Origin of the sequence: Planomonospora antibiotica (assembly GCF_014647955.1) — a bacterium.
Taxonomy (GTDB): Bacteria; Actinomycetota; Actinomycetes; order Streptosporangiales; family Streptosporangiaceae; genus Planomonospora; species Planomonospora parontospora.
This window is the reverse complement of record NZ_BMQE01000007.1, coordinates 24738-49928: the sequence shown is the minus strand read 5'-3', so window position 1 is coordinate 49928 and position 25191 is coordinate 24738. Positions and strand designations below refer to the sequence as shown.

Below are 25191 nucleotides of genomic sequence, written 5' to 3'. Positions count from 1 at the left end.
CCGAGCGCCTGCCGCCGGAGGGCCTGCACCGGCACTTCCGCTCCGACATCGGGACGGACCTCGCTCCGTAGCGTCACCCCTGCCGACTCGCCGGGTCCGGCCTTCCGCCCCTCCACTCCAATAGTGGAATAAAGCGTTCCATTCCGATATGCTGAAGGGGATGAAAGGACATGAGATGAACTCCGGCTGGATTCTGCTCGACGCCTCGCACGACGCCCTCCGCACGGTCGTGGCCGGCCTCCCCGCCGACGCCCTGGAGCTGCCCACCCCCTGCACCGACTGGAACGTCACCCAGGTGATCCAGCACGCCGCGGGCGACCAGGTCGCCTACGCCGCCTTCCTGACCGGAGAGCCCGGCCCGGAGGAGAACCCCTTCGCGCCGTCCGGCTCACTGAGCGGCGAGCCGCTGGCCCACGTGGAGGCCGCCATGGAGCGCTCGGCCAAGGCGTGGGCGGCGGTCGACAGGGACGCCGCCGAGGTGCCCGTGCCGATGCCGCCGAACAAGATGGCGCCCTGGCTGGGCGCGGGCGCGTGCGCGCTCGACGCGGCCGTGCACGCCTGGGACATCGCGATCGCCACCGGCCGGCCGTCCCCGCTCACCCCGCAGCTGGCGCGGGAGCTGCTGGTGGTGGCACGGGAGACCGCCGAGCCGGTGCGCGGCTTCGCCTACGCCGCCGCGCTGGCCCCCGAGCCCGGCGACGACGAGGTCGCGGCCCTGCTGCGCCACCTGGGCCGCGACCCGCACTGGACCCCCTGAGGACGGCCGGCGCGGCTTCGGGGGCCCTGGACCGGCTCGCGGAGTCCGCCGGAGATCTGTGGAGATATGTCCTCCCGCTGACCGGAGGGCCTGGCGCATAGTGGGGTCAAGAGCAACTCGACTCCCCCATCGGAGGCCCTCCGTGTTCGAGCGCTTCACCGACCGTGCCCGCCGCGTCGTGGTCCTGGCCCAGGAGGAGGCCCGGCGGCTCAGCCACGACCACATCGGCACCGAGCACGTCCTGCTCGGCCTGCTCGGGGAGGAGGACGGCGTCGCGGCCCGCGCGCTGCAGTCCTTCGGCATCGGCCTGGAGCAGGTCCGCAGCGACATCGAGAAGATCATCGGCCAGGGTTCGGCCCCGCCGTCCGGGCACGTCCCGTTCACTCCCCGCGCCAAGAAGGTGCTGGAGCTGTCGCTGCGGGAGGCGCTCGACCTGCGCCACACCTACATCGGCACCGAGCACATCCTGCTCGGCCTGATCCGCGAGGGCGAGGGGCTCGCGGCGCAGGTGCTGACCAAGCGGGGGGCGCGGCTGGAGGCCGTGCGCGCCCATGTGGTCGCGGTGCTCGACGGCCGGGGCGGCGACCGGGGCCGGTTGGTCACCGCCGAGGAGGTGCTCACCGGGCTGGGGCCGTCGCTGGGCGGGAAGCTGGACCGGATCCAGGAGAGCCTGGACCGGATCGAGCGCCGCCTGGACGCCCTGGGCGCCCCGCAGGCGGCAGACGGCCCGCAGGCGGCGGACGACACGGCGGACGACACGGCGGCACCGGATGACACGGCGGCACGGTCCGCGGCGGAGCCGCCCGGGGCCGGGGCCGCCGGGCGGGAGGGGTGATCCCCCTGGTCCGAAGGGCCCTGAGCTCCCTTCGGACCAGAGGGACCGGGTGATGGGTTCAGCTCGGGGACGCCGTCGCCATCACGCCGATCCCCAGCCTGGCTTCCACCACGCCGGGGTCGTCGGTGTAGCCGAGGGTCGCGCCGAGCGAGACCAGGAGCCTGCGCATCCGCACGTTGTCGGAGAGCAGCGTCGCCTTCACCTCGGCGAAGCCCAGGTCGCGGGCCTCCGCGACGAGCATCCGGGCCAGGGCGGCGCCCAGTCCCCTGCCCTGCCAGCGGTCCTCGACCAGGAAGGCCAGCTCGGCGGTCCCCGGATCGGGGGTGAACACCAGGCTGGCCAGCGCGACCACCTGCCCGTCGCGCCCGGCGACGATCGAGTGCCCGCGCTCCCGGTCGCAGAGCCGGTCGAAGACGCGCTCGGGCAGCGCGGGCATCGCGGTGAAGTAGCGGAAGCGGCGGCTCTCCGGCGAGCAGCGGTCGTGCAGGTCGCGCACGGCCTCACGGTAGACGGGGGTGAGCGGCCGGATCTCGGTCTCGGTGCCGTCGGCCAGTCTGACGGACCGCTCGGCCGGGCCGGTCTCCTCTGCCGGAGGCTGGGCCAGCCGGACGAACGAGGCGGCGCGGGCGGCCTCGGTCAGCGTGAACGGCAGGTCGCCGCGGCGCACCCGGATCGCCCGGCGGTCGGCCACGGGCAGGGTGAGGAGGGTCGGATCGGGCAGGTCGCTCATATCGGAACCGTAGACCCAGCGGGCGTCGTCGGCGCGCAGCAGCTCCTTGAGCAGCTCCGGCAGGCGCCAGGGCGTGGTCCGCAGCCGGGAGGCGAGCAGTAGGGCCCGGGTGGGCTCGTCGGTCAGCTCGTGGGCTCCTGCGGGCACGACCTGGACCCGCCGCCCGCCGGCCGCCTCCAGCGCCTCCCGCACGGCCTCGGGGGCCGCGGGGATCTCGGCGACGAACTCGTCCACCGTGCCGTCGGCGTCGGGGTGGACGCTCAGGCCGAGGATGTTGCCGCCCTTCTCCGCGAGCGCGGCGGCCAGCGACGCCAGCCGTCCCGGCCGCTCGTCCACCGTCGTACGAATCCGCAAGAACCCCATCGGAACGCTCCCTCCGTCTGGCACCGAGCCTGACGGAGTCCTGTTACAGCGCTGCTACGCGCGGATGAGGTGCCCGTTACGTCGACAAAGATCACTCATGACGCGGTTGCGCAACGGTTTCCGTCGGAACGCGCGGCCCGACTAACGGATATAGCAGGATATTGGGCCATGAGCACGCGTGTCCCTCTTTCGGATGACTTCATCAACGGTGACGTCTCTTTCTGGTTCCGCTCCCTCGGCGTCCCCGAGGCGGGGACGCCCCTCGAGGGCGACCGCGACGCCGATGTGGTGATCGTCGGCGGCGGCTACACCGGGTTGTGGACCGCGTACTACCTGAAGAAGGCCGACCCGGCCCTGCGCGTCGTCGTGCTGGAGAAGGAGTTCGCCGGGTACGGCGCGTCCGGGCGCAACGGCGGCTGGCTGGTCGGCGAGCTGGCCGGGACCCCCGAGCGTTACGCGCGCACGCACGGGGAGGACGCGGCCCGGCGCTTCCAGCGGGTGATGTTCGAGACGGTCGACGAGGTCGTCGCCGTGGCCCGGGACGAGCGGATCGACGCCGACGTCGTCAAGGGCGGCGTCACCACCGTCGCCACCAACGCGGCCCAGGAACGGCGCCTGCACGAGCTGGTCGCCCACGCGCGCCACTGGGGCTGGACCGAGGACGACCTGCGGCCGCTGGAGCCGGACGAGCGGGAGCGCCGCCTGCGGGTCAGCGGGGCGGTCGGCGCGGTCTGGAGCCCGCACTGCGCCAGGGTCCAGCCGGCCAGACTGGTCCGCGGCCTGGCGGAGACCGTCCGGGGACTCGGGGTGGAGGTCTTCGAGCGCACCCCGGTGACCGGGATCGCGCCGCGTACGGCGCGCACGCCGTACGGGACGGTCCGCGCCGACTACGTCATCCGGGCCACCGAGGGGTTCACCGCGGAGATGCGGCAGTACCACCGGGCCTGGCTGCCGATGAACAGCTCGATGATCGTCACCGAGCCGCTGGGCGGGTTGTGGGACGAGATCGGCTGGGAGGGCTGCGAGCTCCTCGGCGACCTGGCCCACTACTACATGTACGCGCAGCGGACCGCCGACGGGCGGATCGCGTTCGGCGGTCGCGGCAAGCCGTACCTGTACGGCTCGCGGGTGGACGACCGGGGGCGCACGCACGCCTGGACGGTCGAGGCCCTGTGGGAGCTGCTGACGCAGATGTTCCCCGCGGTGCGGGCCTCGCGCGTGGCCCACACCTGGTCGGGGGTGCTGGGCGTGCCGCGCGACTGGTGCGCGACCGTGCACGTGGACCACGCCACCGGGATCGGCTGGGCGGGCGGCTACACCGGCCACGGGGTGTCGGCGGCCAACCTCGCCGGCCGTACCCTGCGCGATCTGGTCCTGCGCGAGGAGACCGAGCTGGTCTCCCTGCCCTGGGTGGACCGCAGGGTGCGAAGCTGGGAGATCGAACCGCTGCGCTGGATCGGGGTGCACGCCATGTACGACCTGTACCGCCGGGCCGACGCGCGGGAGCGGGCCGGGCTCGGCCGCACCTCCGTGCTGGCCCGGCTGGCCGACTCCATCACCGGCCGCTGACACGACCGCTGACACGACGACCGCGGATCCAGAGAGGATCAACGTATGACGGACCTGCTCTTCCGGGGCGGGCGCGCCTTCCTGGCCGCCGGCTCCTTCGCCGAGGCCGTACTGGTCCGCGACGGGCGGATCGCCGCCGTCGGCGCCGAGGCCGAGCTGGCGCGGCTGGCCGCCCCCCGCTGCGAGACCGTCGACCTGGGCGGCGGCCTGCTGGTCCCGGGGATCACCGACGCCCACATGCACCCGGTCCAGGCCGGGCTGGAGCGGGCCAGGTGCGACCTGTCGGCGGTCTACGGGCTGCCGGAGTACCTGGAGAAGGTCGCCGGCTACGCCGCGGCCCACCCGGACCGGGAGTGGATCGACGGCGGCGGCTGGGACATGTCGGCCTTCCCCGGCGGCCTGCCGCACCGCTCGCAGCTCGACTTCCTCGACCGGCCCGTCTACCTGATCCAGCGCGACCACCACGCCGCCTGGGTGAACGGCCGGGCCCTGGAGATCGCCGGGATCACCCGCGACACCCCCGACCCGGCCGACGGCCGGATCGAGCGCGACGCCGACGGCGCGCCGAGCGGCGTGCTGCACGAGGGCGCGATGGACCTGGTGGGCCTGCTCGCCCCGCGCCCGACCGGGCAGGACCTGCTGGAGGCGCTGCTGGACGCCCAGTCCCACCTGTTCTCCCTGGGGATCACCGGCTGGCAGGACGCCATCGTCGGCTCCTACGCCGGTTCGGACGACCAGCTGCCCACCTACGTCTCCGCCGCGTCCTCCGGGAGGCTCAAGGCCCGGGTGACCGGCGCGCTCTGGTGGGACCGGGCGCGCGGCGCCGAGCAGATCGACGGGCTGCTGGAGCGCCGCAAGGCCGCCGAGGGCCTGGAGACGTTCCGGGCCGGCTCGGTGAAGATCATGCAGGACGGCATCACCGAGAACTTCACCGCCGCGGTGATCGAGCCCTACTGCCGCTGCGGCGGGACGGGCCTGTCCTACGTCGACCCCGAGGCGCTGAAGGGGTACGTCGCCGAGCTGGACCGGCACGGCTTCCAGGTGCACTTCCACGCGATCGGCGAGCGGGCCGTGCGCGAGGCGCTGGACGCGCTGGAGGGCACCGACCCGGTCACCCGGCTCGAGCGGCGGCACCACATCGCGCACCTGCAGATCGTCACCCCGGCCGACGTGCCGCGTTTCGCCCGGCTCGGCGTCACGGCCAACCTGCAGCCGCTGTGGGCCACCCACCACGCGCAGATGGACGAGCTGACCATCCCGTTCCTGGGCGAGGAGCGCTCGTCCTGGCAGTACCCCTTCGCCGACCTGCTGCGCGCGGGCACCCGCTTCTGCGCGGGCAGCGACTGGCCCGTCTCCAACGCCGACCCGCTCCAGGGCATGCACGTGGCGGTCAACCGCACCGAGCCGGGCGGCTCGGTGCACGCGGACTACCCGACGGCGCAGACGCCGTTCCTGCCGGGGCAGGCGATCGACCTGGCCACCGTGCTGACCGCCTACACGGCCGGGTCGGCGTGGATCAACCACGACGACGACGCGGGCACGATCGCGGCCGGCAACCGCGCCGACCTCGTGGTGCTGGACCGCGACCCGTTCGCCGGAGCGCAGGAGGACATCTGGCGTACGAGGGCCGCCATGACCTTCGTCGGCGGCGAGCAGGTGCACTGACCCGCGGCCCGGCACTCCGGCGTCCGGCACTCCGGCGTCCGTCGGCCCGCGCCGCGGCCGGCCGGGGGACGCCGGGGGCTCAGCGGGCGGGTACGGTCGCCCGGACCAGGCGGCACAGGTCGGCGGGACGCAGGGCGTCGGAGCGGCGCCAGAGTGCGGCGCCGACGCTGTCGGCCTGCCGTACGTGCCCGGCCGTTGCGAGACCGTGCCGCTCCAGCAGGGCCGACAGGTCGCCGGGGGCGAAGAAGGACAGCCAGGGCTCGCCGCGCTCGGCGGCGGCGGGGAGGGCGAAGTCCGCGTAGGCGCCGCCCCGCTCGTCGCGCAGGGTCGGGGGCAGGGCGTACTCCATGACCAGCTCCGTGCCGGGGGCGAAGCGGCCGACGGCGGCCAGCGTGGCCTCGACCGCGTCCCGGGTGAGGTACATGGACACCCCCAGCCAGCTCACCAGGGCCGGCCTGGACGGGTCGAAGCCCGCGGAGGTCAGAGCGGTCGTCAGATCGCCGGTCTCGAAGTCCACCGGCACGAACGTTCCCTCCGGACGGTCGATCCCCGCGGCCGCGAGCAGACCCCGCTTCCACTGCTGCGTGGCGGGATGGTCCACCTCGAAGACCTCGACCCGGACGGTCGGCCCGGAGCGGTGGGCGAAGGTGTCGAGGCCGGCACCGAGCACGACGTACTGCTCCAGGCCGCCGCGGGCCAGCTCGGCCAGGCGGCGTTCGGTGTAGTGGCTGCGCGCCGTCACCTGGGCGCGGGTGCCCGCCAGGATGAGATGGTCGCCGTGCACCCGGTGGTAGCCGATGATCTCCTCGGCGAGCGGGCCGAGCAGGGACGCGGCCGCGGTGTCGTGGAAGATGAAGGGCTCCCGGTCCACCACGAGGTGGGCCGCGCGGGCCGCCGCCGCCATGATCGCGGTCTGGCTCGGCTGTGCTGCGTACATGAACCGTCGTTCCTCTCTCAGCGCGGGGAACGACAATGCTAAACAAGAAATAGATTTATCTCTCCAATCATAACATATATAAATAACTTTTGCATATCGGATGCATCAGTAATCGATCACGCGGTTCCTCGTTCATTCCGTACGGCTCCGCCGTGCAGCCTCCCCGAGGGCGCCGCACGACGTCCCGTCCCTGCTCCGCGGCGCGATCCCACGGGAGTTCCCTCCTGCCGGCGGCGCATAGCATGCACCCGGAACCGTCGACCCTCGAAACAGAAGTGCATGCGCGAACACCGCTCTCCGCATTCCGCCGCCCGCCGGGAGCAGGCCGCGGAGACCTCCCGCGCGCCCCGGCACCGCCGTCGCGCGGGCGGACGCGCACGGCCCGGCCTCCCGCGGCGTTCAGGCGGAGACCTTCGGCCGGGACCCGTACGCGGCGTGGTCGCGGGCGTGCGGCGGTTCGGGCCGCGCTCGCTCCTCGCCGTCCTGCTCCTCCTCATCGTGGGGGCCGTCGTGTTCACCCGCACCGGTGACGACGCCGTCGTCCTGAAGTTCTACGACGCGGCCGGGAAGGGCACCGAGCTGACCGGCGAGGCCGTCAAGAAGGTCATGCACGGCAGCGGCGGCTCCGACAGCGACGCGCTGCTCGACCCGGCGACCCTCGAGGTCGTGCGGGAGTGGCCGCTGTACGCCGGGGGCCCGCCCGGCCGCTGGCGGTTCGACGTCCCGGACCGGGCGGTGGCCTTCGCCGTCAACTGGCCGACCTCGCGCGGCTACTCCACCGTGGTCGTGGACAACGGCGGGACCGGCTTCACCGGCCGCGGGACCGTCGTCTTCAACCTCCAGGCGGCGCTGGACGCCCGGCGCAGGCTCGACGCGGCGCTGGCCGTACGGAGCGGCTACCGTCGCTCGGCGGAGTTCGAGCGCGCCTACGCCGCGGCCACCGCCGAGCTGGACCGCGCCCGCGCCGCCGCCTCCGACGCCGAGCGGGGCCGGTACGGCCAGCGCGCGCTGGACGCCCTGCACACCGCGAACGACCTGATGCTCAGCGAGTACGGCCCCGCCTCCGCGGCGGCGCGCGGCGCCGAGACCTGGACCGGCCTGACCGTGACCGAGGTCGCCGGGCACCGGGGGCGGCCCGGACTGGCGCGCTGGCTGACCGGGCCGGACGGCTGGGTGCGGATCGTCTTCGAGCCGGACGAGGACCGCGGCGACCCCGAGCACTACCGGGCCGCGGTGCAGGCCGCCCGCGCCGCCGGGCTGAAGGTGCTCGGCCAGCCGCTGGACTCGGCCTTCGCCCGGGAGAACACCCGCGCCGCCTACCTGGCCCGGATGAAGGCCTACGTCGACGCCTACCCGGAGATCGAGGCGTGGGAGGTGGGCAACGAGGTCAACGGCTGCTGGGTGGACGGCGGCTGCCGGGGCCAGCGGCCCGTCGCGGACGACGACCGGATCACGAACAAGATCGCCGACGCGGCCGCCTACGTGCGCGAGGCCCGGCCGCAGGCGAAGGTCGTCGTGACGCTCTACTGGCAGCTGGGCACCGACGCCGCCCGCTGGTCCGTCTTCACCTGGGCCCGGGAGAACCTGCCCGCCTCGGTCCGCGAGGACGTCGACGTGGTGGCGCTCTCGGTCTACGCCGAGGACGCACCGCTGGGGCTCGCTTTCGACCAGGTGATGAACGCCCTGCACGCCGAGTTCCCGGGGCAGAAGGTCGCGCTCGGCGAGCTCGGCTACTGGAGCGCGGACACCACCAAGGCGTACTGGGCGTTCGACGCCGCCGACACCGCGGCGGCCCGGCGGGCGCTGGCCGGGCACTACTACGCGGCCGCGCTCGGTTACGAGTGGAGCCTGGGCGGCGGCTTCTGGTGGTACTTCGTCCAGGAGGTGCCGGGCGACGCCGGGCTGCAGAACGCGATCCGCGGTGTGTCCGGGCGGCTGGCCGGTTCCTGACGCGCACCGGAAGCGACCGTGACCCCCCCGGACGGCGGGGACCGGGCCGTCAGCCGGAGGCGAACGGGAGTGCTCCTACGGAGCCGGGCGGCGGCTCGCCGGGGCGGGCGGTGGTGACACGGGGTCCGGCTTCCGGCAGGTCCGCCTGCACGGTGGTGCCGCACTAAGATCACCTCTCATGCTTTCGGATGGTTTCTGGCGGGTTGTCAGGGTCGGATCAGTAGGTCTGGTCCTTGCCGCGGCGGTCGCGGGCCTGGCGCTCGGCGACGCCTGGCTCTGGGTGGCCGCCGAATGGTCGCCGCCGGCCTATGCGGGGTTCCATGCGCCAGACGGGTTCGACACCCCGACGACCGTGGCGCTGTTCGCAGCCGCTCTGGTGAAGGCCGCGTTCCTGTGGCTGATCCTGCGTGCCCCCGCGCCGGGACCGCTGGACCGCCGGGCGAAGGCGCTGCGCCGGCTGCTGTACCTGGCGGTGGTGTACGCCCTCGTGCTGTGGTATCCGATCGCACTGCTCCCCGACGTGGTCGATGCGGCATTCCAGCTCGCGCTGTGGACCGTGATCGACGTCCTCTACCTGCTCGTCATCCGCTGGCGGTCCCGCGTGCTGCGCGCGGCGGCCGGAACGGTGTTCGCGGTCGAGCTGGCCGGGATGGCCGACGAGCTGCTCGACGAACTCGACCTCCCAGAGCTCGGCTCGGGCGGCGTCGTCGGACCGGTCCTGATGCTGGGCGGAGTGGCGGCGATCGTCATCACGGTCGTCGGGCAGCGGCGCGACGGCCGGTGGAGCCGCGGCACGCAGATCGCCGGATGGGCGTCGGTGGGCGTCTACGCGCTGGTGATCCCGCTCAACGTCCTCTTCGGAGGGATCTCCGGCGACGGTCTGGCGGTGCCGGTCGTGATGGACGCGGCATGGCTCGTCAGCACCGTGTGGATCGCGGCGACCGCCCGTGAACTGCCCGCCGAGGGCCATCCGGCGGGCCCGCCGGCAGGCCTGGCGCCCGCGCGGCGGCGCGTGGTCCGCATCGCGGTGGCGGCCGTGGCCGTGCTGCCGGTCATCGCGCTGATCCACCCGGAGCAGACCCCGCACCTCACCTACACCGGCTGGTCGACGGACTGCTACGACCGGCCCGCCTTCGGCGACCTGAAACCCGCGGAACGCGACGCCGCGTTCCTGTGCTGGGCGCGGGGCACGGACGGCGGAGTCACGCCCGTGTTCCCGGACAGCCTGTCGGACCAGCAGATCCTCGCGTACGGGCGGGCGCTGTGCCGGGCGAAGGACCGCGCCGGGCAGGAGGCGATTCTGACGCGGGCCGGGAGCGCACGGCCCGGGTGGGGCGCGGACCCGTGGGACCTCGTCTACGTCTGCCCGGAGGTCGTCGGCGCGACCCATCCCGAGCTGCTGTGGTCGGCCGAGGAGGCGGAGGCGGCGAACACCGCCTACATCGCCGAGAAGAACGCGATGTGCCGCGACCCGTGGCCCCGGACGAAGGGCGTCGCCCAGGCCACGGCCAACTACTTCCTGTTCGCCGACGGCGATCACGGCTATCTGGTCCACGACCCCGGGGACGAGGCGGGCGAGGAGGCGGCGGAGCGGGCGATCGGCGAGCTCTACGACGACAGCGCCCTCATCGGGGCGTCCGGCAGCGCGGTCATCGTCGGGCACATCGAGGACGTCATCGATCTGTGCCTCACCGTGAAGGCCTTCCGCACCGCGCCGCCACCGCGGACGGCCGGGTGGGACCAGGTCACCGAGGTGCCGGTCGTCAGCCGCAGCGGCCGGCTCACCGTGCCGGAGAAGGACGGCGGAGACGTGGGCGCGGGCGCCCCGATGCCGAACCTGGCGATCGCGGGGAAGGGCCGCTACCGGGTCCGGGTCTACGTACGGGTCCGCGATGCCGGGGAGGAGCACCTGGTCGTCGTGTTCCCGGGTTCGTCGGGGAAGAGGTACAAGCTGAAGCGGTGAGCGATGAGCGGGAGGCGCCATGAACGATCTGCCCATCTGCGTGACCTGCGGGGTCCAGTACGGCGCCCCGCGCGAGAACTGCCCGATCTGCGAGGACGAGCGGCAGTACGTCGGCTGGGAGGGCCAGCGCTGGACCTCCCTGAACGAGCTGCGCGCCGCCGGGCACCGGCTGAAGGCCGCCGAGGAGGGCCCCGGGGTGGTCGGCATCGGCACCGACCCCGCCACCGCCATCGGCCAGCGGGCCCTGCTGGTCCGCACACCCGCCGGGAACGTGCTGTGGGACATGGTCAGCCACCTCGACGACGACGTGATCCGGGAGGTCCGGGAGCTCGGCGGGGTCGACGCCATCGCGATCAGCCATCCGCACTTCTACGGCTCGATGGTCGAGTGGGCGCACGCCTTCGACGCGCCGGTCCACATCCATGCCGCCGACCGGCGGTGGGTGGCCCGGCCGGACGACTCGGTGGTGTTCTGGGAGGGCGACACCTGCGAGATCCTCGACGGGCTGACGCTGGTCAACGCGGGCGTGCACTTCGCCGGCGGCCAGGTGCTGCACTGGCGCGACGGCGGGGACGGCCGGGGCGCGCTGCTGTCCGGCGACATCCTCCAGGTGGTCGCCGACCGCCGCTGGGTGAGCTTCATGTACAGCTACCCGAACCTCATCCCCGAGCGCCCCCGGACGGTCCGCCGCGCCCTGTCGCTGCTGGAGCCGTACCCGTTCGAGCGCGTCTACGGCGGCTGGTGGAAGCGGGTCGTGCGCACCGACGGCGCCGAGGCCGTCCGCCGCTCCGCCGACCGCTACCTCTCCTTCGCCCTGGACGACTCCCCGGACGACGGCAGGACCGAGAGGTGGCGGTAGATCAGGCCTCAGAAGCCGCTGCGGCCAGAAGCCGGGCGAGCTCCACCGGCCTGGTGATCATGGGCCAGTGGCCCGAGTCGATGTCCACGAAGCCGAGGTTCCTGGCTCCGGCCAGCTCGGGCACGTCACCGGCGGCGATCCATTCCCGAGCCTGGGCGGGGGTGAACTCGGGGCACACGACGAGGACGGGGACGTCGAACCGCCGCTCGTCCGTCAGGCGCACCACGCCCTTCGCCACCCCTGCGGGCACGGGGATCGCCGCGGACGCGAAATCCCGGCGGGCCTCCTCGCCGAGGTCGGCGGAGTCCGGTCCTTCGAACGGCCCCCAGCCGGGGAAGGGCATGACGCCGTCCTCCAGCTCGAAGAAGTCGGCGTAGGGCTGCCCGTCGGCGGACGGGAAGCCGCCGACGAGCACGACCTTGGCGACCCGCTCCGGGCGTGCGTCGGCGGCCAGCCAGGCCAGGGTGCCGGCGGCGGAGTGCCCCACCACCATGGGCGTTCCCGACGCCGAGTCCACGGCGGAGAGCACGGCCGCCACCTGGTCGTCCAGAGTGGCCGAGGCGGACCCGTCGCCCTGCCCGGGCAAGGTGACCGGCACGGGGCGGTGGCCGAGCGCCTCGAGTTCAGCCGCGACGTCGTGCCACGCGGATCCGTCGAGCCACAGTCCGGCGATGAGCAGGATGTCCATGATCAGTTCTCTTTCCTCAGCGCGTTCCGGCGGCGTCCTGCCCGCGAGACTCGGGCAGGACGCCAGGCTAGGACCGATTCCGGACGTTCTACTTCCTGTTCGTCCCGCAACCTCCTAATGTGCTCGTGTGCCGACCGAACCCAGTCCCACCGCGCGGGCCCTGCGCGCCATGGAGATCCTTCGGGCCCGTCCCGGCGTGACGGCCGGCGAGCTCGCCGCCTGCCTGGGCGTCACGGAGCGGGCCGCGCGCCGGTACGTCGGGATCCTCCGCGAGGCGGGCATCCCCGTCGAGTCGGCCCGCGGCCCCTACGGCGGATACCGGCTCGGGCGCGGGACCCGGCTGCCTCCGGTCGCCTTCACCGAGCCCGAGGCGCTCGGCCTGGTCATGGCGGTGCTCAACGGCCAACCTGCGTCCGCCGACGTCGGCGACCTCGTCGGAACCGCCCTGGAGAAGGTCGTCCGGGCCCTGCCCGAGAACGTCGGCCGGCAGGCCGCCGCGCTGCGCGAGCATGCGTCGGCGGCGCCCGACCGGTTCTCGGCGCGTCCGGATCCCGCCACCACCGGCGCGCTCGTGGCGGCCATCGCGGACCGGCGGCGCGTGGTGGTCGCCTACCGCAGCGAGTCCGGCAACGAGTGGGAGGCCGAGGTGGACCCCTGGGCGGTCGTCGTCCGCCACGGGCGCTGGTACCTGCTGTGCCACTCCCACCGCGCGGATGCCGTCCGCACCTACCGGGTCGACCGCGTCCGCCGGGTCCGGCGGAGCACGCACGCGTTCGAGCCGCCCGACGGCCTCGACCCGGTGGCCGCGCTGGAGGAGAACCTGGGCACCGGGTGGGAGTTCGCCACGCGCGTCGTGTTCGATGCCCCCCTCTCCGAGGTGGCGCCCTGGATCCGGCCGCCCATGGGACGGCTCGAACCGTCGGGGGACGGGTGCGTGCTCATCGGCAGCACGAGCAACCCGGCGATGTACGCGCAGGAGTGGCTGCCGAACGTGCCGTTCCCCCTCCGCGTCGAGGGCGGGCCGGAACTGCGCGCCGCGGTCGCGGCGCTCGCTTCACGTCTCACCGCCGCCCTGGCGGTCCAGTCCGTGGACGACGTCACCCGGCGGCCGCAGAGCGAAACGGCTCGATCATCCTGCACCCTCTGAGCCCGGCTCGGCGGCGGCCCCGCCCGATCCGGTGACGGCCGCGCCCGATCCGGTGACGGCCCAGCGCTGCCGGGCGGCCCACTCCCGCACGCCGGTGGGGGCGGACCGCAGGATCCCGGCGGGCGGAGGGGGCGGAGACGCCGAGGCGGCGGCCTGCTCGTAGACGGCGGCGACGCCCGCCGCGGCGGCGTCTCCGATCACCGGTGCGATCAGCCGTCCGTACTCCGCGGGGTCCAGGTGGACCCAGCGCACGTCGCGGCCCACGGCGGCGGCGACCTCCGCCGCGACCTGGTCACCGGTGAGCGGCGGGCCGGACAGCAGGCCGACGGCCGCGGGGGCGTCCTCGCGCAGGAGGGCGGCCACAGCGTCGCCGAGGTCGTCGAGGGCCGTCCACGACGCGGGAGCCGCCGCGGGCAGCGGGTAGGCCAGTTCGCCCTGCTGCGCGACCCTCCGCACCGACCAGGGCATCAGCAGGTTCTCCAGGTACATCCCGGCCGGGCCGATCACCGATGCCGTCTGGACCGCTCCGGGCAGCCGTCGGGCCAGCAGGACGCGCGCGTCGACGTACGGCACGCCGACCGGCTCCGGCGGCAGGGCCATGCCGGGGTTGAACACCACCCGGGACGGACCCGCCTCGGCCAGCGCGGTCAGCGCGGTCAGCAGGGTCTCGGCGTGGGTGAGGGCCGCCGGGCCGAACACCAGCGGCAGCTGCACCACCACCGCGTCGGCCGGGCCGTACGCCCGGACGACGGAGTCGGCGTCGGTGAGGTCGAGGGAGCGGGAGTCGAGTGGCCGGACGTCGTGTCCGGCCGCGCGGAGGCGGCGGGCGATGTGCGAGCCCTGGGTGCCCGTGGCGCCGTGGACCGCGACGGAGAGCGACGCGGAGGGCGATGCGGAAGGTGACGCGGAGGGCGACGTGGAGGGCGACGTGGAGGGCGATGCGGAGAGCGATGCGGAGAGCGATGTCATGCCGATGACGTTAGGGAAGCTACTTCATATTGTGAAGTACGCACTTTTCCTGTAGGAACTTCAAGTATGGGAAGCTCACAGGTCGACTCCCCCGTGACGCCGGAGACGTGCTCGGTGACCCGGACGCTCTCGTTCGTCGGCAGCAAGTGGACACCACTGGTGATCTTCCATCTGCTGCCCGGCGCGAAGCGGTACGGCGAGCTGCAGCACCTGCTGCCCGGCATCAGCCCCAAGACGCTCGCCGACCGGCTCCAGACCCTCGAAGGCGAAGGACTGCTCACCCGGACCGTCCATCCCGACAAACCGCCGCGGGTGGAGTACGCGCTGACCCGGCGCGGCCACGAGCTGGGCGAGATCCTCAACTCGATCGCCGAGTGGGCCGAGTCCTGACGTCCCGCCGCGCGCCCGGCACCGGCCCTGCGGCGGCGGCCCTCCTCCCGGCGTCAGGCCTCCTCGGCCCGCACCTCGAAGGCGGCGGCGTCCGGCTCCAGGAAGCGCAGGAGCGCCTCACCCTCCGCGGTCAGCTCGGCGAACGCCTCCCGCGGCAGCGGCTCGAAAGGGGTCAGCCGCAGGACGGCCGCCTTCCGTCTGACCTCCGCCTGCCAGGTGCCGCGGACGGTGCCGTCCCACAGGAACACGGCCCGCACCCGGAGGTTCTTGGTGGTGACGCGCCCGCGGTACTCCTCGGCCATCAGCCGGGTGCGGTCAGCGTGGGCGAGCACCAGGCTGTCGAAGTCGGGCAGGAAGCGCGCCGGGGCAGGCGTCTCCTCGTCCGGGCGCGGGGCGCCGGGCAGGTCGAACAGCTCCCTGCCCCGCTCATCGCGGAAGACGGCCAGCCGGGGACGGAGCCCGTCCAGTACGGCGCGCAGCCCCTTCAGCCCGGTCCAGGTCTGCGCGTCGGCGGCGGTGGCCGGGCCGAAGGCCGCCAGATAGCGCAGCACCAGCTCTCCCACCGGGTCTTCCGGTCCTCCCGGTTCCGCCGACTCCTCCGCCTGACCGGCCCCCGCGCCGGGCAGGGCATCCGGCGCGGCCTCGGGCAGGGCCGCCCCCGGCAGGGCATCCGACGGGGCATCCGACGGGGCCTCGGGCAGGGCGAACTTCGCTGCGGGCGGGAAGGCCCAGCGGTCCTCGGTGGGGACCATGACCAGCGGGAGGCTCATCCGTACGGCGTAGCCCAGCGCGCGCTCGTTGACGTCGGGGAAGTGCCGCTGGAGCAGGGCGCGCAGCTCGGTGAAGTCCCGCGGCCCCTCGGCGAGGACGGCGCGGGCGACGGGCAGCAGCGCGTCGAGGTCCAGCCCGGCGGTCAGCTCGCCGCGCCCGTGCAGGGCGGCGGCGAGCGACGGTGCGAGAACCGGCCGGAACCTCGCGTGGTCGGCCGCGCTCACCAGGTGGAGCGTGGCCCGCATCATCGTGGCGCGGACCACGGAGTGCTCGTGCAGCGCCCGGTGCAGGTCCTCGCGGCGGAAGTCCTCCAGCCGCGTCCACAGCCCGGTGAAGGGGTGCCGGGGCTCCTGCGCCTGCATGCCACCGAGCCGCTCCACCGCCGTGACGACGTCGCTCTTCTCCCGGGCGAGCAGCATCTGCCGGGCCAGCGTCGCACGGTTCAGCCGCCGCGTCGTCAAGGTCTCCATGCCCCCATCGTGCCGCCCGTACCTGACAGCCCGCGGCAGGTACGGACGGCTTCTCCGATACGGCCGGCCTGCGCGCCGGTCGGGGCGTAAGGTCTCCGCATGCCCGCGAAGAACGACCTCGTATCGCTCGGTGACATCGAGTTCGCCCTGCCCGACGCCCTCAAGGCGGGTTCCCCCGACCCGGTGGTCGCCCGCCTGCTCGCGGCCGTGGACGATCCTGCCCTCCGCGGTGACGACTTCGAACCCGCCTTCGCCATGGTCGCGGTGAGCGGGGTCCAGGAGGACTTCGGCCTGCTGGAGGAGGCGCTGGCCACCCTGCGGCGGGCCGACGCCGAGGACATCCGCGACGACGAGACCGAGCCGAAGGTCTGGATCGCGGCGCTGCTGGTCACGATGGGCCGGATCGACGAGGCCGCCGAGGTCTTCCGGGAGGTCCGGCAGGCCGGCCGGGACGACTGGAGCGCCTACGAGATCTACGGGGAGTCCCTCGAGGAGACCGACGACCTCGCGGGCGCGTTGAAGATCTTCGCCTCCGGCGAGGCCCGGGCCCGCGACGCCGGGGACGACTTCGGCGTCGAGCAGCTGGGCACGGCGGTCAACCGGGTACGGCGCGCCATGGGCTTCCCCGACGAGGCTCCCCCATCGGGGCAGTCGGCGCAGCGGCGTCTTCTCGCCGAGGACTACGACCTGGCGGCAGGCGACTACGACCTGGGGGCGGACGGCCGCGACCGCACCGCGACGGACGTCGAACCGTTCTGGCCCCGGGCCGACTTCGAGCGGCTCGTCGGCCGCTGGCCCGCGCTGGCGGAGTCCGAGGGGGCGGACTGGGACGCGCACCGGGCGGAGGTGGAGACCGGCGCCCTGGAGGCCGGGGAGCTGGGCATCCGGGTCTCTCTGCTGCGCTGCTCGTTCGAGGACTTCGCGTCCTTCGCGGAGAAGGCCGGCGGGCGGCCCGGCGAGGACACGGTCCTGGCGTACGCCGAGAGCCGCGGCCCGGCCGGCGCCCTGGTCCCCTGGCCGCCCGAGCGCAACGCCCCCTGCTGGTGCGGCTCCGGCCGCAAGTACAAGCAGTGCTGCCGCCCCCGGGGCTTCGCCTCCCCCTCCTGAGCTCCGGACAGGAGGCCGCGCATTCCCCGTACGGATCTCACAGGCCGCGGTAGACCTCACGACGGTTGCCGACGGCCAGGACCCACACGAGCAGCCGGCCGTCCTCGATCGTGTAGACGACGCGGTAGTCCCCGACCCGGAGCCGCCAGCGGGAGCCGTGCCCCTGCAGGGCCTTGATGTCGAAGGCGGCGGTGTCCGCCGCGTCCATCGCCTGCTGGAGCTCGGTGAGGCGACGGAGGATGCGCAGCGCGTCGGGGCGGGGGATTTTCAGCATGTCCCGCTGGGCGTGCGGAGTGAACCGCGTGACATACCCCATCGGGTCAACCGCGCTGATCGCGGAGCAGGGCGGCCATCTCTTCGAGCGACACGGACCCCTCTGTGCCTTCAGCCTCCGCCTCGTCGGCCAACCGGTTGAGCCACGTCTCCTCGACCTGCTCCGCGAGATCACGCAGGCGCTGGTACTCGTTGATGTCGATCACCACGGCCTCCTGCCTGCCGCGCCGAGTGATGATCGTCGGGGTCTCGTCCCGGCGGGCCCGGTCGATGACGTCCGCGAGGTGACTCCGGACCTCCGCCATGGATTCGATCACCGGTTCGCTCATGTCATGAATGTAGCAGATGTACATCACGGTGTTGCGGTGAAAGCAATCCGTTCCGCGAGCTCCCGCGCCTCCCGGTCGAGCCGGTCGGGCGGCAGGCCGAGATCGAGGACGTGCGCGGTGACTGTGATGCCGGAGCCCGTGATGCGGTACGGCCCGGCGGGCGCCCTCCCCGCGGCGTAGACGAGGTGCCCGTGGTCCAGACCGAGGGCGGTGCAGTAGGAGATCAGCTGGAACAGGTGCCCGGCGGGCGGGTCCCCTTCCAGCACCTGGTACTTGGCGTCGACCACGGTCACCGGCCGGCCGCGGCGGTGGGCGATGACGTCGGGCCGGAACCGCACCCGGCCGCCCCGGTCCAGGCGGTGGCTCCCCTGCTGGGCCTCGCAGCGCACGCCGTACGGCGTCAGCAGGTCGCGCAGCCGGGCGGTGAGGAAGCGTTCGAAGACCTGCGCCAGGTCGAGGACGAACCCGTCGATCCGTACGGCGGGCCGCCCGGCCTGCCGGAGCGACGATCCGGCGAGGACCAGCTCGGCGAGGCGCAGGGCGGGCGCGTACCGCTCGTTGAACCGGGTGGCCCGCCAGCTCGGGGGCGGGACACCGGGACGGGCCGGGACGACGCCGACCAGGCGCGCCGCCAGGTGGCGCAGGAGCGCGGCGGTGGCGGCGGTGACGCCGGGGACGCTCCGCAGCCTCTCCAGGGCGCCGAGCAGGATGCGGTTCTCCGCGATGTCGGCGGTGTGGTCGTCGAAGGCCACCTCCAGCGGCACGGGCATGCCGAGCCTGCGGCCGAGCTGGGCGCCGGTGCGGACGCGGCCGCGCACGACGGTGAGCGCCTCCTCCCGGTGGACGTAACCGTGCAGCACTCCGCCGTTCAGGGTCTGCTCCGCCAGGCGCGCGAAGGCGTCCGCGACGGCGGCCACCAGCGTCTCGGCCTCGGCGACCTCGACCAGGCCCCGCCGCCAGACCGGGACGCCGCCCGCGTAGCCGACCAACCCCAGCAGATGGCCGACCGGGATCTTGGGGTGGAGGCGCAGTTCCAGCGCGCCGTCGCCGGCGCCGAGCCGTACCGTCCCGACTCGCTGCCGCCCGGCCACCCGCCACCGTCCCGAGCGGTCCGGGGTGACGGCGACGAGCTCGGGGACCGCGGCCAGTGTCGCCACCTGGGCCGGGGTCAGCGGGAGCACCGCCGACGACGTCTCGGTCAGCTCGAGGACGGGGACGCCCGTAGCGGTCGTCCCGGTGGCGGCGCTCACGGCAGGTCGATCCCCAGCGCCTCCAGGAGCACGGCCAGGCCGTACTCCTGCTCGACGTCGGTGCCGCTCCCGTAGAGCTGGTCCTCCAGGAGCGGGATGATCTCGGTCGCCCAGATCCGCTCCAGCCCACGCCGGTGCGCCGCCTGGCGGGTCATCAGGTAGGACGGGCCGACCGCCCGGTCGGGGTCGGCGAGGCGGCGGTTGACCTCGTCGAGCAGCCGGGCGGGGATGTCGGGGAGGTGCTTCTCGGTCAGCCAGCGGCGGAGCAGCCCGTCGACGGGCGGCCGGTCGGGGGCGAGCGCGCGGAACGCGAAACGGCGGCGCATGGCCGCGTCGACGAGCGCCACCGAGCGGTCGACGGTGTTCATCGTGCCGATGACGAACACGTTCTCCGGCAGTTTGAACTTCTCGTGCGGGGAGTACTGCAGGCTGATCTCCCGGTTGCGGTACTCCAGCAGGAAGTACAGCTCGCCGAAGACCTTGGCCAGATCCGCCCGGTTGATCTCGTCGATGACCAGCACGAACGGCTTTCCCGGCTCGGCCTCGGCCGCCTCGACGGCCCGCTTGAACGGGCCCGGGACCAGTTCGAAGCCGATCGTGCCGCTGTCCGCCGGGCGGGGCCGGAAGCCCTCGACGAAGTCCTCGTAGCCGTAGGAGGGGTGGAACTGGATCAGGTCGGCACGTTCGGGACCGGCCAGTTCCTCGGCGAGCCGGGTGGCGAGGAAGGTCTTCCCGGTGCCGGGCGGGCCGTACAGGATGAGCTGGCGCTTGGCCACCAGCAGGTCTGCGGTCTCCCGCAGCCAGTCCAGCGGCATCAGCAGATCGTCCGCGAACGCCTCGGTGAGCATGGGGATCACCAGCGGCTGCGTCTCGTTGAGGATCTTGACGTCGTCGGTGACCTCGTCGTCCAGGCCTGCCTCGGCCGCCAGTTCGGCCATCACCCGGGTGAGGTCGCCGACGGTGCGGCGGTCGCGCAGCCGCGCCTGGGTCGCCTCGGACAACCGGCGCCGGCTCAGCGGGCTCCCGGTGCTCCACTCGACCGGCCGCCGCCGCGCCAGATCGCGGCCGTCGGTGTCGTCGTAGAAGGCGTCACCGGTGACCTTCCCGACGTAGACGGCGTCCCCGTCCACGGTGGCGACGAGATCACCGGGCTGCATCTCGGTGAGGAACCGCGAGAGCTGGCGCACGTGGGCGGACCTGCTCTCGTTCACGGCATCCGGGTACGCCTTGGTGACCACGGATCCGATCTCCTCCCGGGAGGCTCCGGCGGGGATCTCGTCGGCCTCGGCCCAGGCGACGGAGCAGAACCCCTCCTCCAGCCAGCGGGGGACGACGTTGACGCCCTCCACGTTGGCGCCGCGCACCAGCCAGCCCTTCTGCGGACGGGGCTGCTCGGGAGGGCGCCAGACCGACCTCCAAGGTTCGGCGTAGAAGCCGACCGGGCGGCCGCTCTCCTGTTCCAGCCTCCTGCGGATCTCGGCGAGGTCGCGGTCGACGTCCCCGGCGGGCCCGGCGAGGCGGTCGGCGAAGGCGTCCCGGATCAGTTCCTTGTGCCGCTCACTGGTGATGGGCTCGTACGTGCCGGGGAAGAGCAGGAAGAGCAGGATGTGCAGCTGGGACCGGGCGCGGTACTTGCCGTCGTGGTCGGCGAACACCGCCTGGGCCAGGTCGCGGAAGGCCCACGGGTCGTCCAGCAGGCGCTCCCGCTCCGCGGCCGTCGACTCCAGCAGCCGTACGGTGACCCGGATGAGGAAGGCGAACTGCGCCCAGCGGTAGTTGAGGAACGCCTGCCCTCCCTTGATGGAGCCGGTGGAGGCGGCCTCGGCGAGGTCGGCGGGGATCGCGGACTGGCGGGGCGTCCACGACAGGACGGTCTCGATGATCTCGAACTTGCGGTCCGGGCCGACCGTCCCGGCGTTCAACGGCACCAGGTTGACGTACAGCAGCTCGGCCGCGAGCACGACGGCCGCGTCCGAGGCGTCCGAGATCTGGCGTTTGAGCTTGACCAGGAACTCGTCCGCCGAGCCGTCGTAGTTCTCCACGAACCGGTGGAGCAGCTCCCGCGCGGCCGGAAGGGTCCAGGCCTCCAGCTCCGGCGCGAAGGCCGACCGGCCGGTGAGAATCCCGGTCCGGAACACCTTCTGCGCGGCGGTGCAGACGATCGCATGCCGTTCGACGCCCATCCGGCCTCCATCTCGTCGATCACTCAGCGTTCGGTCATGAATACCCTACGAGAACGCATTCGACACACCAAGGCGCGGTTCGAACCGGGCACCCGGTCGGCAGGGGCGCTGTACCGAAGATCAATGCACTGCCCGCAAGAACACACTCGGCTGGCCATGCCATGAGACGTAGAGCTGCTCCCGGGCACGGGTGGCCGCAACGAAGAGAACGCATCTCTCGCGCTGCAGATCATGCATATGGGCGGCTTCGTCCTCCACTGCCGGAGTGACCGCCCGCGCCGGCGGCACTTGGTTCTCGCCTACGCCGATCACCGCCACGCAGCGGAACTCCAGCCCCTTCATCCCATGCATCGTCCCGATCTGTACGGCGTTGCCCGCGCCCTTCTTCGAGAGTGCACTTGCGGGGATTCCTTCTCTCTCCAGAAGCTCCTTGGCATCTCTGATCAGGATGTCGGATCGTGCTGCGACACCGATCTCCGCCAGCTCCACCCCTGCCTTCACCCAGGCCTGGATCTGCGCGACGAGCGCTTCCCTCTCATCGAACGGTGTGGGGAACCCTCTCTCGGAGGGGCTCTCCCCGTGGACGTACGAACGGCAACCGGCGATCTTCTCCAGCTGTTCGTTCATGTCGTCGATCTGGACGCCGTGGAGCATGGAGAGGCTCCAGCCCAGGATCTCGGCCGTGGTCCGGTAGTTCAGCGTGAGCCGCGCGGACCGTCCGCCGATGTCGATTCCCACCTCACGCAGCGACGGACGGTAGTGGTAGATCCGCTGGTGGGTGTCCCCCGCGATGAAGAGATCGTCCTGGTTCTCTGCAACGGCCGCCCGGAGAAAGCGCCACTGCATCGGGCTGAAGTCCTGAGCCTCGTCCACGACGATGTGGCGGTACGGCTTCTCCGAGCCCTCGGCGAGAATTCTGGCGGCCTCGATGCAGACCGTTTCGTGCGTCCACCGGTCGAACAGCTGCAGTTCCTGCTGGAAATCCCAGATGATCTCCCATGCCTGCGCACGCTGCTGCGCCCGCAGACTCCGGCCACGGCCGGAGCGCTTCGCTCGCAGGTAGTCGCCGGCGCTGGTCACCTGCTGGGCGAGCACGACCTGCCGCCACTCGTCGTACAGGAACTGCTCACTGAGTGACGACTTCCTCTTCTTGGCCAGCCGCTTCCAGATCTCGAGTTCTTCCTCCTTACGGAGGATCATCGGTCGGCCGTGCCGCTCGGTGAAGACGCGGTGCGCCACCTGATCCACGTTGTGGACGTGGACCCGCTGGGCCTGCTCTGGTGTCTCCAGCAGGAGCGCCAGGTCACGCCCGAGCGCAGAGGCCAGAGCCGACGTGAACGTGGTGAGCAGGACGGCGCCCTCGTTCTGCAGCGCGAGATGCTTGGTCCTGTGCAGGGCCGCCACCGTCTTGCCTGTCCCGGGTCCTCCGGTGATCCGCGCCGGTCCCCGGTAGGAAGCGTGCGCCACTTGATACTGCAGGGGATGCAGGTAAGCCCGCCAGAGCGCGAACGACTCCCGGAAGACCTTCATCAGCTCGGCTGGGCCATCCACCAGGAGAACCCGGTCTGAGGTGCGCTCGACGGCCGCGGAGAGATCCTCCGTGTCGAACGGTTCCGGCTCGGCCCCGCGTCCGAGATCCTCCCAGACTTCTTCCGGGGTCATTCCTGCGGCGAGACCAAAGAGCGCATCCCACTGCGTGGCGGGCAGGAAGGACTTGGCCTTCTCCAGCTGCTCCACGCGAGTGAGCTCTCGCGCGAACGCCAGAGTCTCTTTCGAGATGCCGAGCTGCATGAGATCGGAGTCACTGACGTGATCGAACAGCTGGCCCGGCGCGCTCTGCGCTTCATGCTCGATCTCGCCGAGCGCCTCATGGAGGGCGGCGGGATCCCAGATATCGATGCAGCCGTTCGCGGTGTTCACTTCGATCTTGTGACGCTCGGCCCACCGGTAGGCGTCATCATGCGGGAGCACCTTGACGAGCGTGTAGCTGTCGCCGCTCTCCGGGGCGAGGACGACACCTCGCCAGAAGCCGTCGACCCTGATCGTCCGCAGACGGTCGTCACGAGCGTTGTTGACCTTCTCCAGATGCAGTCCCGCGTACGTGGCCTGTTCGAACTTGCCGAACACCTCGCCGACCCTCGTCCGGACAGGAGCCTCCATCCGGAAGACTTCCTTCAGGCATTCGAGGTGGATGCCGAGCCGGGCCACTTACGACTCCTTACGGTGGATTGCGCTGACGAGGCGGTCGATCTCGGTCGCCTGAGGGTGAGCAGCGCCGTAAAGCCGGACGATGTCGCTCCTGAGCGCCAGCAGCGTGCGTTCGGCTTCCTCGCTGTCTCCGGCGTCCAGTTGGAGGAGACCGATCTGCCTGCGCAGTTCGAAATGACCGAAGTCCGCGTCGCCGTACGCTTCCCGCTGGTCTTCGAGAAGCGACGTCAGCTGCTGGATCGCGACACGGGTCTCCCCACCCATGGCGCGGCATCTCGCTTCACGGAACCTGCAGTGGAAGGCCGACTCACCCCCGCCAGCCTGCCGCCGGGCGTAGAGATCTCCGAGCGCTCGATAGTGGGACACGGCAGGCCGGTAGTCACCCCCCTCGAACAAGATGTCGGCGAGTTCCAGCCGCAGGCTCAATACCTCTCCGCTCTCCGGCCCGAGGAGCCGGCCCGCCGGACCGACCGCCTCGGTGAGGACTTCGACCGCCTGGGTGTAACGCGCCTCCCTCACCAGGTCCGCGGCTTCGGCACGAACCGCTCGCAGGTCGTCAACGCTGGTCAACCTCAGATCATCGGCGGGCAGGTACTCCCCCGCCGGATCGGCGGCACCGCTCTGGCCGCTGCTCGACAGCGCGGCCAAGGTCTGCGCATACATCCGGACCGGTGACGCGGCGGAGGCCGGATTGACGAAATCCGGAAGGCGTACGGCGCCCGAGGTCAGCGCCGACAACGTAGTGAAGACCTCCCGCGCGTCCCGTGGCCGGTCTTCGGGGTGTTTCTCCAGCAGGCCGAGGAGAAGCCGGTCGAGTTCACGGGGAATCCCCTCCCTCACCCGGCTGACCGCTTGCGGGGGGTCACTGACCTGCTGGTGCAGCGTCTCGTATTCGGAAGGTCCAGGAAACACGTGCTTAGCGGTGAGCATCTCGTACATCACGCAGCCGAGCGCGTAGAGATCGCTCTTCGGACCCAGCGTCTGGGCACGCACCTGCTCAGGCGACATGTAGTGCGGGGTCCCCATGGCCTGCCCGCTCCGGGTGTACCTCGTGAACTGCGGGTCCGTGAACACCGCCAGACCGAAGTCCAGCACCTTGACGTTGCCGTCCGGGCAGATCATGAGGTTGGACGGTTTGAGGTCCCGGTGCAGGATCGACAGATCATGGGCGGCCTGGAGGACGGCACAGACCTGAGCTCCGATGCCCGCCACCCAGCCGATCGGGAGTGGCCCTATCTCGGCCAGCAGGTCGGCGATGGTGCTCCCCCTGACGAACTGCATCACCTCGAAGAGACGCCGTTCACCACTGCGCGGATCATCAAAGCTGCCGGCGTCATAGATGGCGGGCGTTCCCGGATGGTCGAGACGCGCCATGATCCGCGCCTCACGCAGAAAGCGCCGTTCCAGTTCCTCGGCGGGCAGGCCGCCGGTGAAGCGGATGAACTTGATCGCGACTTTCCGATCGAGCTGCCGGTCGTGGCCTGAGTAGACCTCGCCCATTCCACCCTTGCCGACGGGATGATCGACTTCATAGCGATCAGCGATGACCATCGCACCCCGCCCCTTCGCGATTATGCAGCTAGCGGGAGAAGTTACACCGATTCGCGCACCGAGATCGAGAGTACCGCCGACCTCGTCGTCGTAACCAAACCCCACACCGGATCCAGCACCCTCCCCTGACCGCCCCTCGGTATGGATCGTTCGACATGCCGACGATCCCAGGGCCCTCTGGAGCATCACCTCGGATAACCACTTGATCATCTAGAAAGAGGGTTGTG

General features: G+C 72.2%; 20 protein-coding genes and 1 pseudogene. 10 read left to right on the top strand and 11 right to left on the bottom strand.

Annotated elements, in window-relative coordinates:
* Positions 1-160 precede the first annotated feature (160 nt).
* Positions 161-757, top strand: coding sequence for a TIGR03086 family metal-binding protein (locus IEZ06_RS08760; RefSeq protein ID WP_189236177.1), 597 nt, complete (start codon positions 161-163; stop codon positions 755-757).
* A 142-nt stretch (positions 758-899) separates the two neighbouring features.
* Positions 900-1340, top strand: a pseudogene (locus IEZ06_RS08755) (Clp protease N-terminal domain-containing protein); the annotation flags it as partial.
* A gap of 310 nt (positions 1341-1650) precedes the next feature.
* Here IEZ06_RS08755 and IEZ06_RS08750 read toward each other — a convergent pair.
* On the bottom strand, positions 1651-2685 hold the full coding sequence (locus IEZ06_RS08750) for a GNAT family N-acetyltransferase (protein WP_189236175.1): 1035 nt from the start codon (positions 2683-2685) through the stop codon (positions 1651-1653).
* A gap of 168 nt (positions 2686-2853) precedes the next feature.
* On the opposite strand from IEZ06_RS08750, the gene IEZ06_RS08745 reads away from it, so the two are divergent.
* The gene (locus IEZ06_RS08745; RefSeq protein WP_189236174.1) at positions 2854-4254 is read left to right on the top strand and encodes an NAD(P)/FAD-dependent oxidoreductase; all 1401 of its coding nucleotides are present in this window, start codon (positions 2854-2856) and stop codon (positions 4252-4254) included.
* 45 nt (positions 4255-4299) lie between these two features.
* Positions 4300-5919, top strand: coding sequence for an amidohydrolase (locus tag IEZ06_RS08740; RefSeq protein WP_189236173.1), 1620 nt, complete (start codon positions 4300-4302; stop codon positions 5917-5919).
* Between the two features lie 79 nt (positions 5920-5998).
* On the opposite strand, the gene IEZ06_RS08735 is transcribed toward IEZ06_RS08740, so the two are convergent.
* Entirely contained in the window at positions 5999-6856 is an 858-nt protein-coding gene (locus IEZ06_RS08735; RefSeq protein WP_203871863.1) for a class I SAM-dependent methyltransferase, read from the bottom strand.
* Positions 6857-7291: 435 nt separating this feature from the next.
* Here IEZ06_RS08735 and IEZ06_RS08730 point away from each other — a divergent pair, with 435 nt between their 5' ends.
* The 3 genes from IEZ06_RS08730 to IEZ06_RS08720 all read left to right on the top strand — a co-directional run bounded on the left by IEZ06_RS08730 (position 7292) and on the right by IEZ06_RS08720 (position 11628).
* Positions 7292-8806: a hypothetical protein gene (locus IEZ06_RS08730; protein ID WP_189236172.1), complete on the top strand. Its 1515-nt coding sequence runs from the start codon at positions 7292-7294 to the stop codon at positions 8804-8806.
* A gap of 178 nt (positions 8807-8984) precedes the next feature.
* On the top strand, positions 8985-10769 hold the full coding sequence (locus IEZ06_RS08725) for a hypothetical protein (RefSeq protein ID WP_189236171.1): 1785 nt from the start codon (positions 8985-8987) through the stop codon (positions 10767-10769).
* 19 nt (positions 10770-10788) lie between these two features.
* Entirely contained in the window at positions 10789-11628 is an 840-nt protein-coding gene (locus IEZ06_RS08720) for an MBL fold metallo-hydrolase (protein WP_189236170.1), read from the top strand.
* 1 nt (position 11629) lies between these two features.
* On the opposite strand, the gene IEZ06_RS08715 is transcribed toward IEZ06_RS08720, so the two are convergent.
* Positions 11630-12316 carry an alpha/beta fold hydrolase gene (locus IEZ06_RS08715; RefSeq protein ID WP_189236169.1) on the bottom strand — a complete coding sequence of 229 codons (687 nt, stop codon included), beginning with the start codon at positions 12314-12316 and terminating at the stop codon, positions 11630-11632.
* A gap of 127 nt (positions 12317-12443) precedes the next feature.
* Here IEZ06_RS08715 and IEZ06_RS08710 point away from each other — a divergent pair, with 127 nt between their 5' ends.
* Complete coding sequence (locus IEZ06_RS08710; protein WP_189236168.1) at positions 12444-13463, top strand: helix-turn-helix transcriptional regulator; 1020 nt, start codon at positions 12444-12446, stop codon at positions 13461-13463.
* Here IEZ06_RS08710 and IEZ06_RS08705 read toward each other — a convergent pair.
* Positions 13446-14432, bottom strand: coding sequence for an NAD-dependent epimerase/dehydratase family protein (locus IEZ06_RS08705; protein WP_189236167.1), 987 nt, complete (start codon positions 14430-14432; stop codon positions 13446-13448). The two genes, IEZ06_RS08710 and IEZ06_RS08705, sit on opposite strands and share 18 nt — an antisense overlap.
* A gap of 66 nt (positions 14433-14498) precedes the next feature.
* Between IEZ06_RS08705 and IEZ06_RS08700 the strand changes: the two genes are divergently transcribed.
* The gene (locus IEZ06_RS08700; protein ID WP_189236166.1) at positions 14499-14822 is read left to right on the top strand and encodes a winged helix-turn-helix transcriptional regulator; all 324 of its coding nucleotides are present in this window, start codon (positions 14499-14501) and stop codon (positions 14820-14822) included.
* Between the two features lie 53 nt (positions 14823-14875).
* On the opposite strand, the gene IEZ06_RS08695 is transcribed toward IEZ06_RS08700, so the two are convergent.
* Positions 14876-16063, bottom strand: coding sequence for a winged helix DNA-binding domain-containing protein (locus IEZ06_RS08695; protein WP_189236165.1), 1188 nt, complete (start codon positions 16061-16063; stop codon positions 14876-14878).
* 99 nt (positions 16064-16162) lie between these two features.
* Between IEZ06_RS08695 and IEZ06_RS08690 the strand changes: the two genes are divergently transcribed.
* A complete protein-coding gene (locus tag IEZ06_RS08690) occupies positions 16163-17170 on the top strand; it encodes an SEC-C metal-binding domain-containing protein (protein ID WP_189236164.1) in 1008 nt (335 codons plus the stop codon).
* Between the two features lie 37 nt (positions 17171-17207).
* On the opposite strand, the gene IEZ06_RS08685 is transcribed toward IEZ06_RS08690, so the two are convergent.
* The 6 genes from IEZ06_RS08685 to IEZ06_RS08660 all read right to left on the bottom strand — a co-directional run bounded on the left by IEZ06_RS08685 (position 17208) and on the right by IEZ06_RS08660 (position 24964).
* Complete coding sequence (locus IEZ06_RS08685; RefSeq protein WP_189236163.1) at positions 17208-17486, bottom strand: type II toxin-antitoxin system RelE family toxin; 279 nt, start codon at positions 17484-17486, stop codon at positions 17208-17210.
* Positions 17487-17490: 4 nt separating this feature from the next.
* Positions 17491-17772, bottom strand: coding sequence for a type II toxin-antitoxin system Phd/YefM family antitoxin (locus IEZ06_RS08680; protein ID WP_229797896.1), 282 nt, complete (start codon positions 17770-17772; stop codon positions 17491-17493).
* A 23-nt stretch (positions 17773-17795) separates the two neighbouring features.
* The gene (locus IEZ06_RS08675; RefSeq protein WP_203871864.1) at positions 17796-19022 is read right to left on the bottom strand and encodes an McrC family protein; all 1227 of its coding nucleotides are present in this window, start codon (positions 19020-19022) and stop codon (positions 17796-17798) included.
* Positions 19019-21205 carry an McrB family protein gene (locus IEZ06_RS08670; protein WP_189236162.1) on the bottom strand — a complete coding sequence of 729 codons (2187 nt, stop codon included), beginning with the start codon at positions 21203-21205 and terminating at the stop codon, positions 19019-19021. The genes IEZ06_RS08675 and IEZ06_RS08670 overlap by 4 nt, the downstream gene beginning before the upstream one ends.
* A gap of 120 nt (positions 21206-21325) precedes the next feature.
* Entirely contained in the window at positions 21326-23413 is a 2088-nt protein-coding gene (locus tag IEZ06_RS08665) for a UvrD-helicase domain-containing protein (RefSeq protein ID WP_189236161.1), read from the bottom strand.
* Positions 23414-24964: a serine/threonine-protein kinase gene (locus IEZ06_RS08660; RefSeq protein ID WP_189236160.1), complete on the bottom strand. Its 1551-nt coding sequence runs from the start codon at positions 24962-24964 to the stop codon at positions 23414-23416.
* Positions 24965-25191 lie beyond the last annotated feature (227 nt).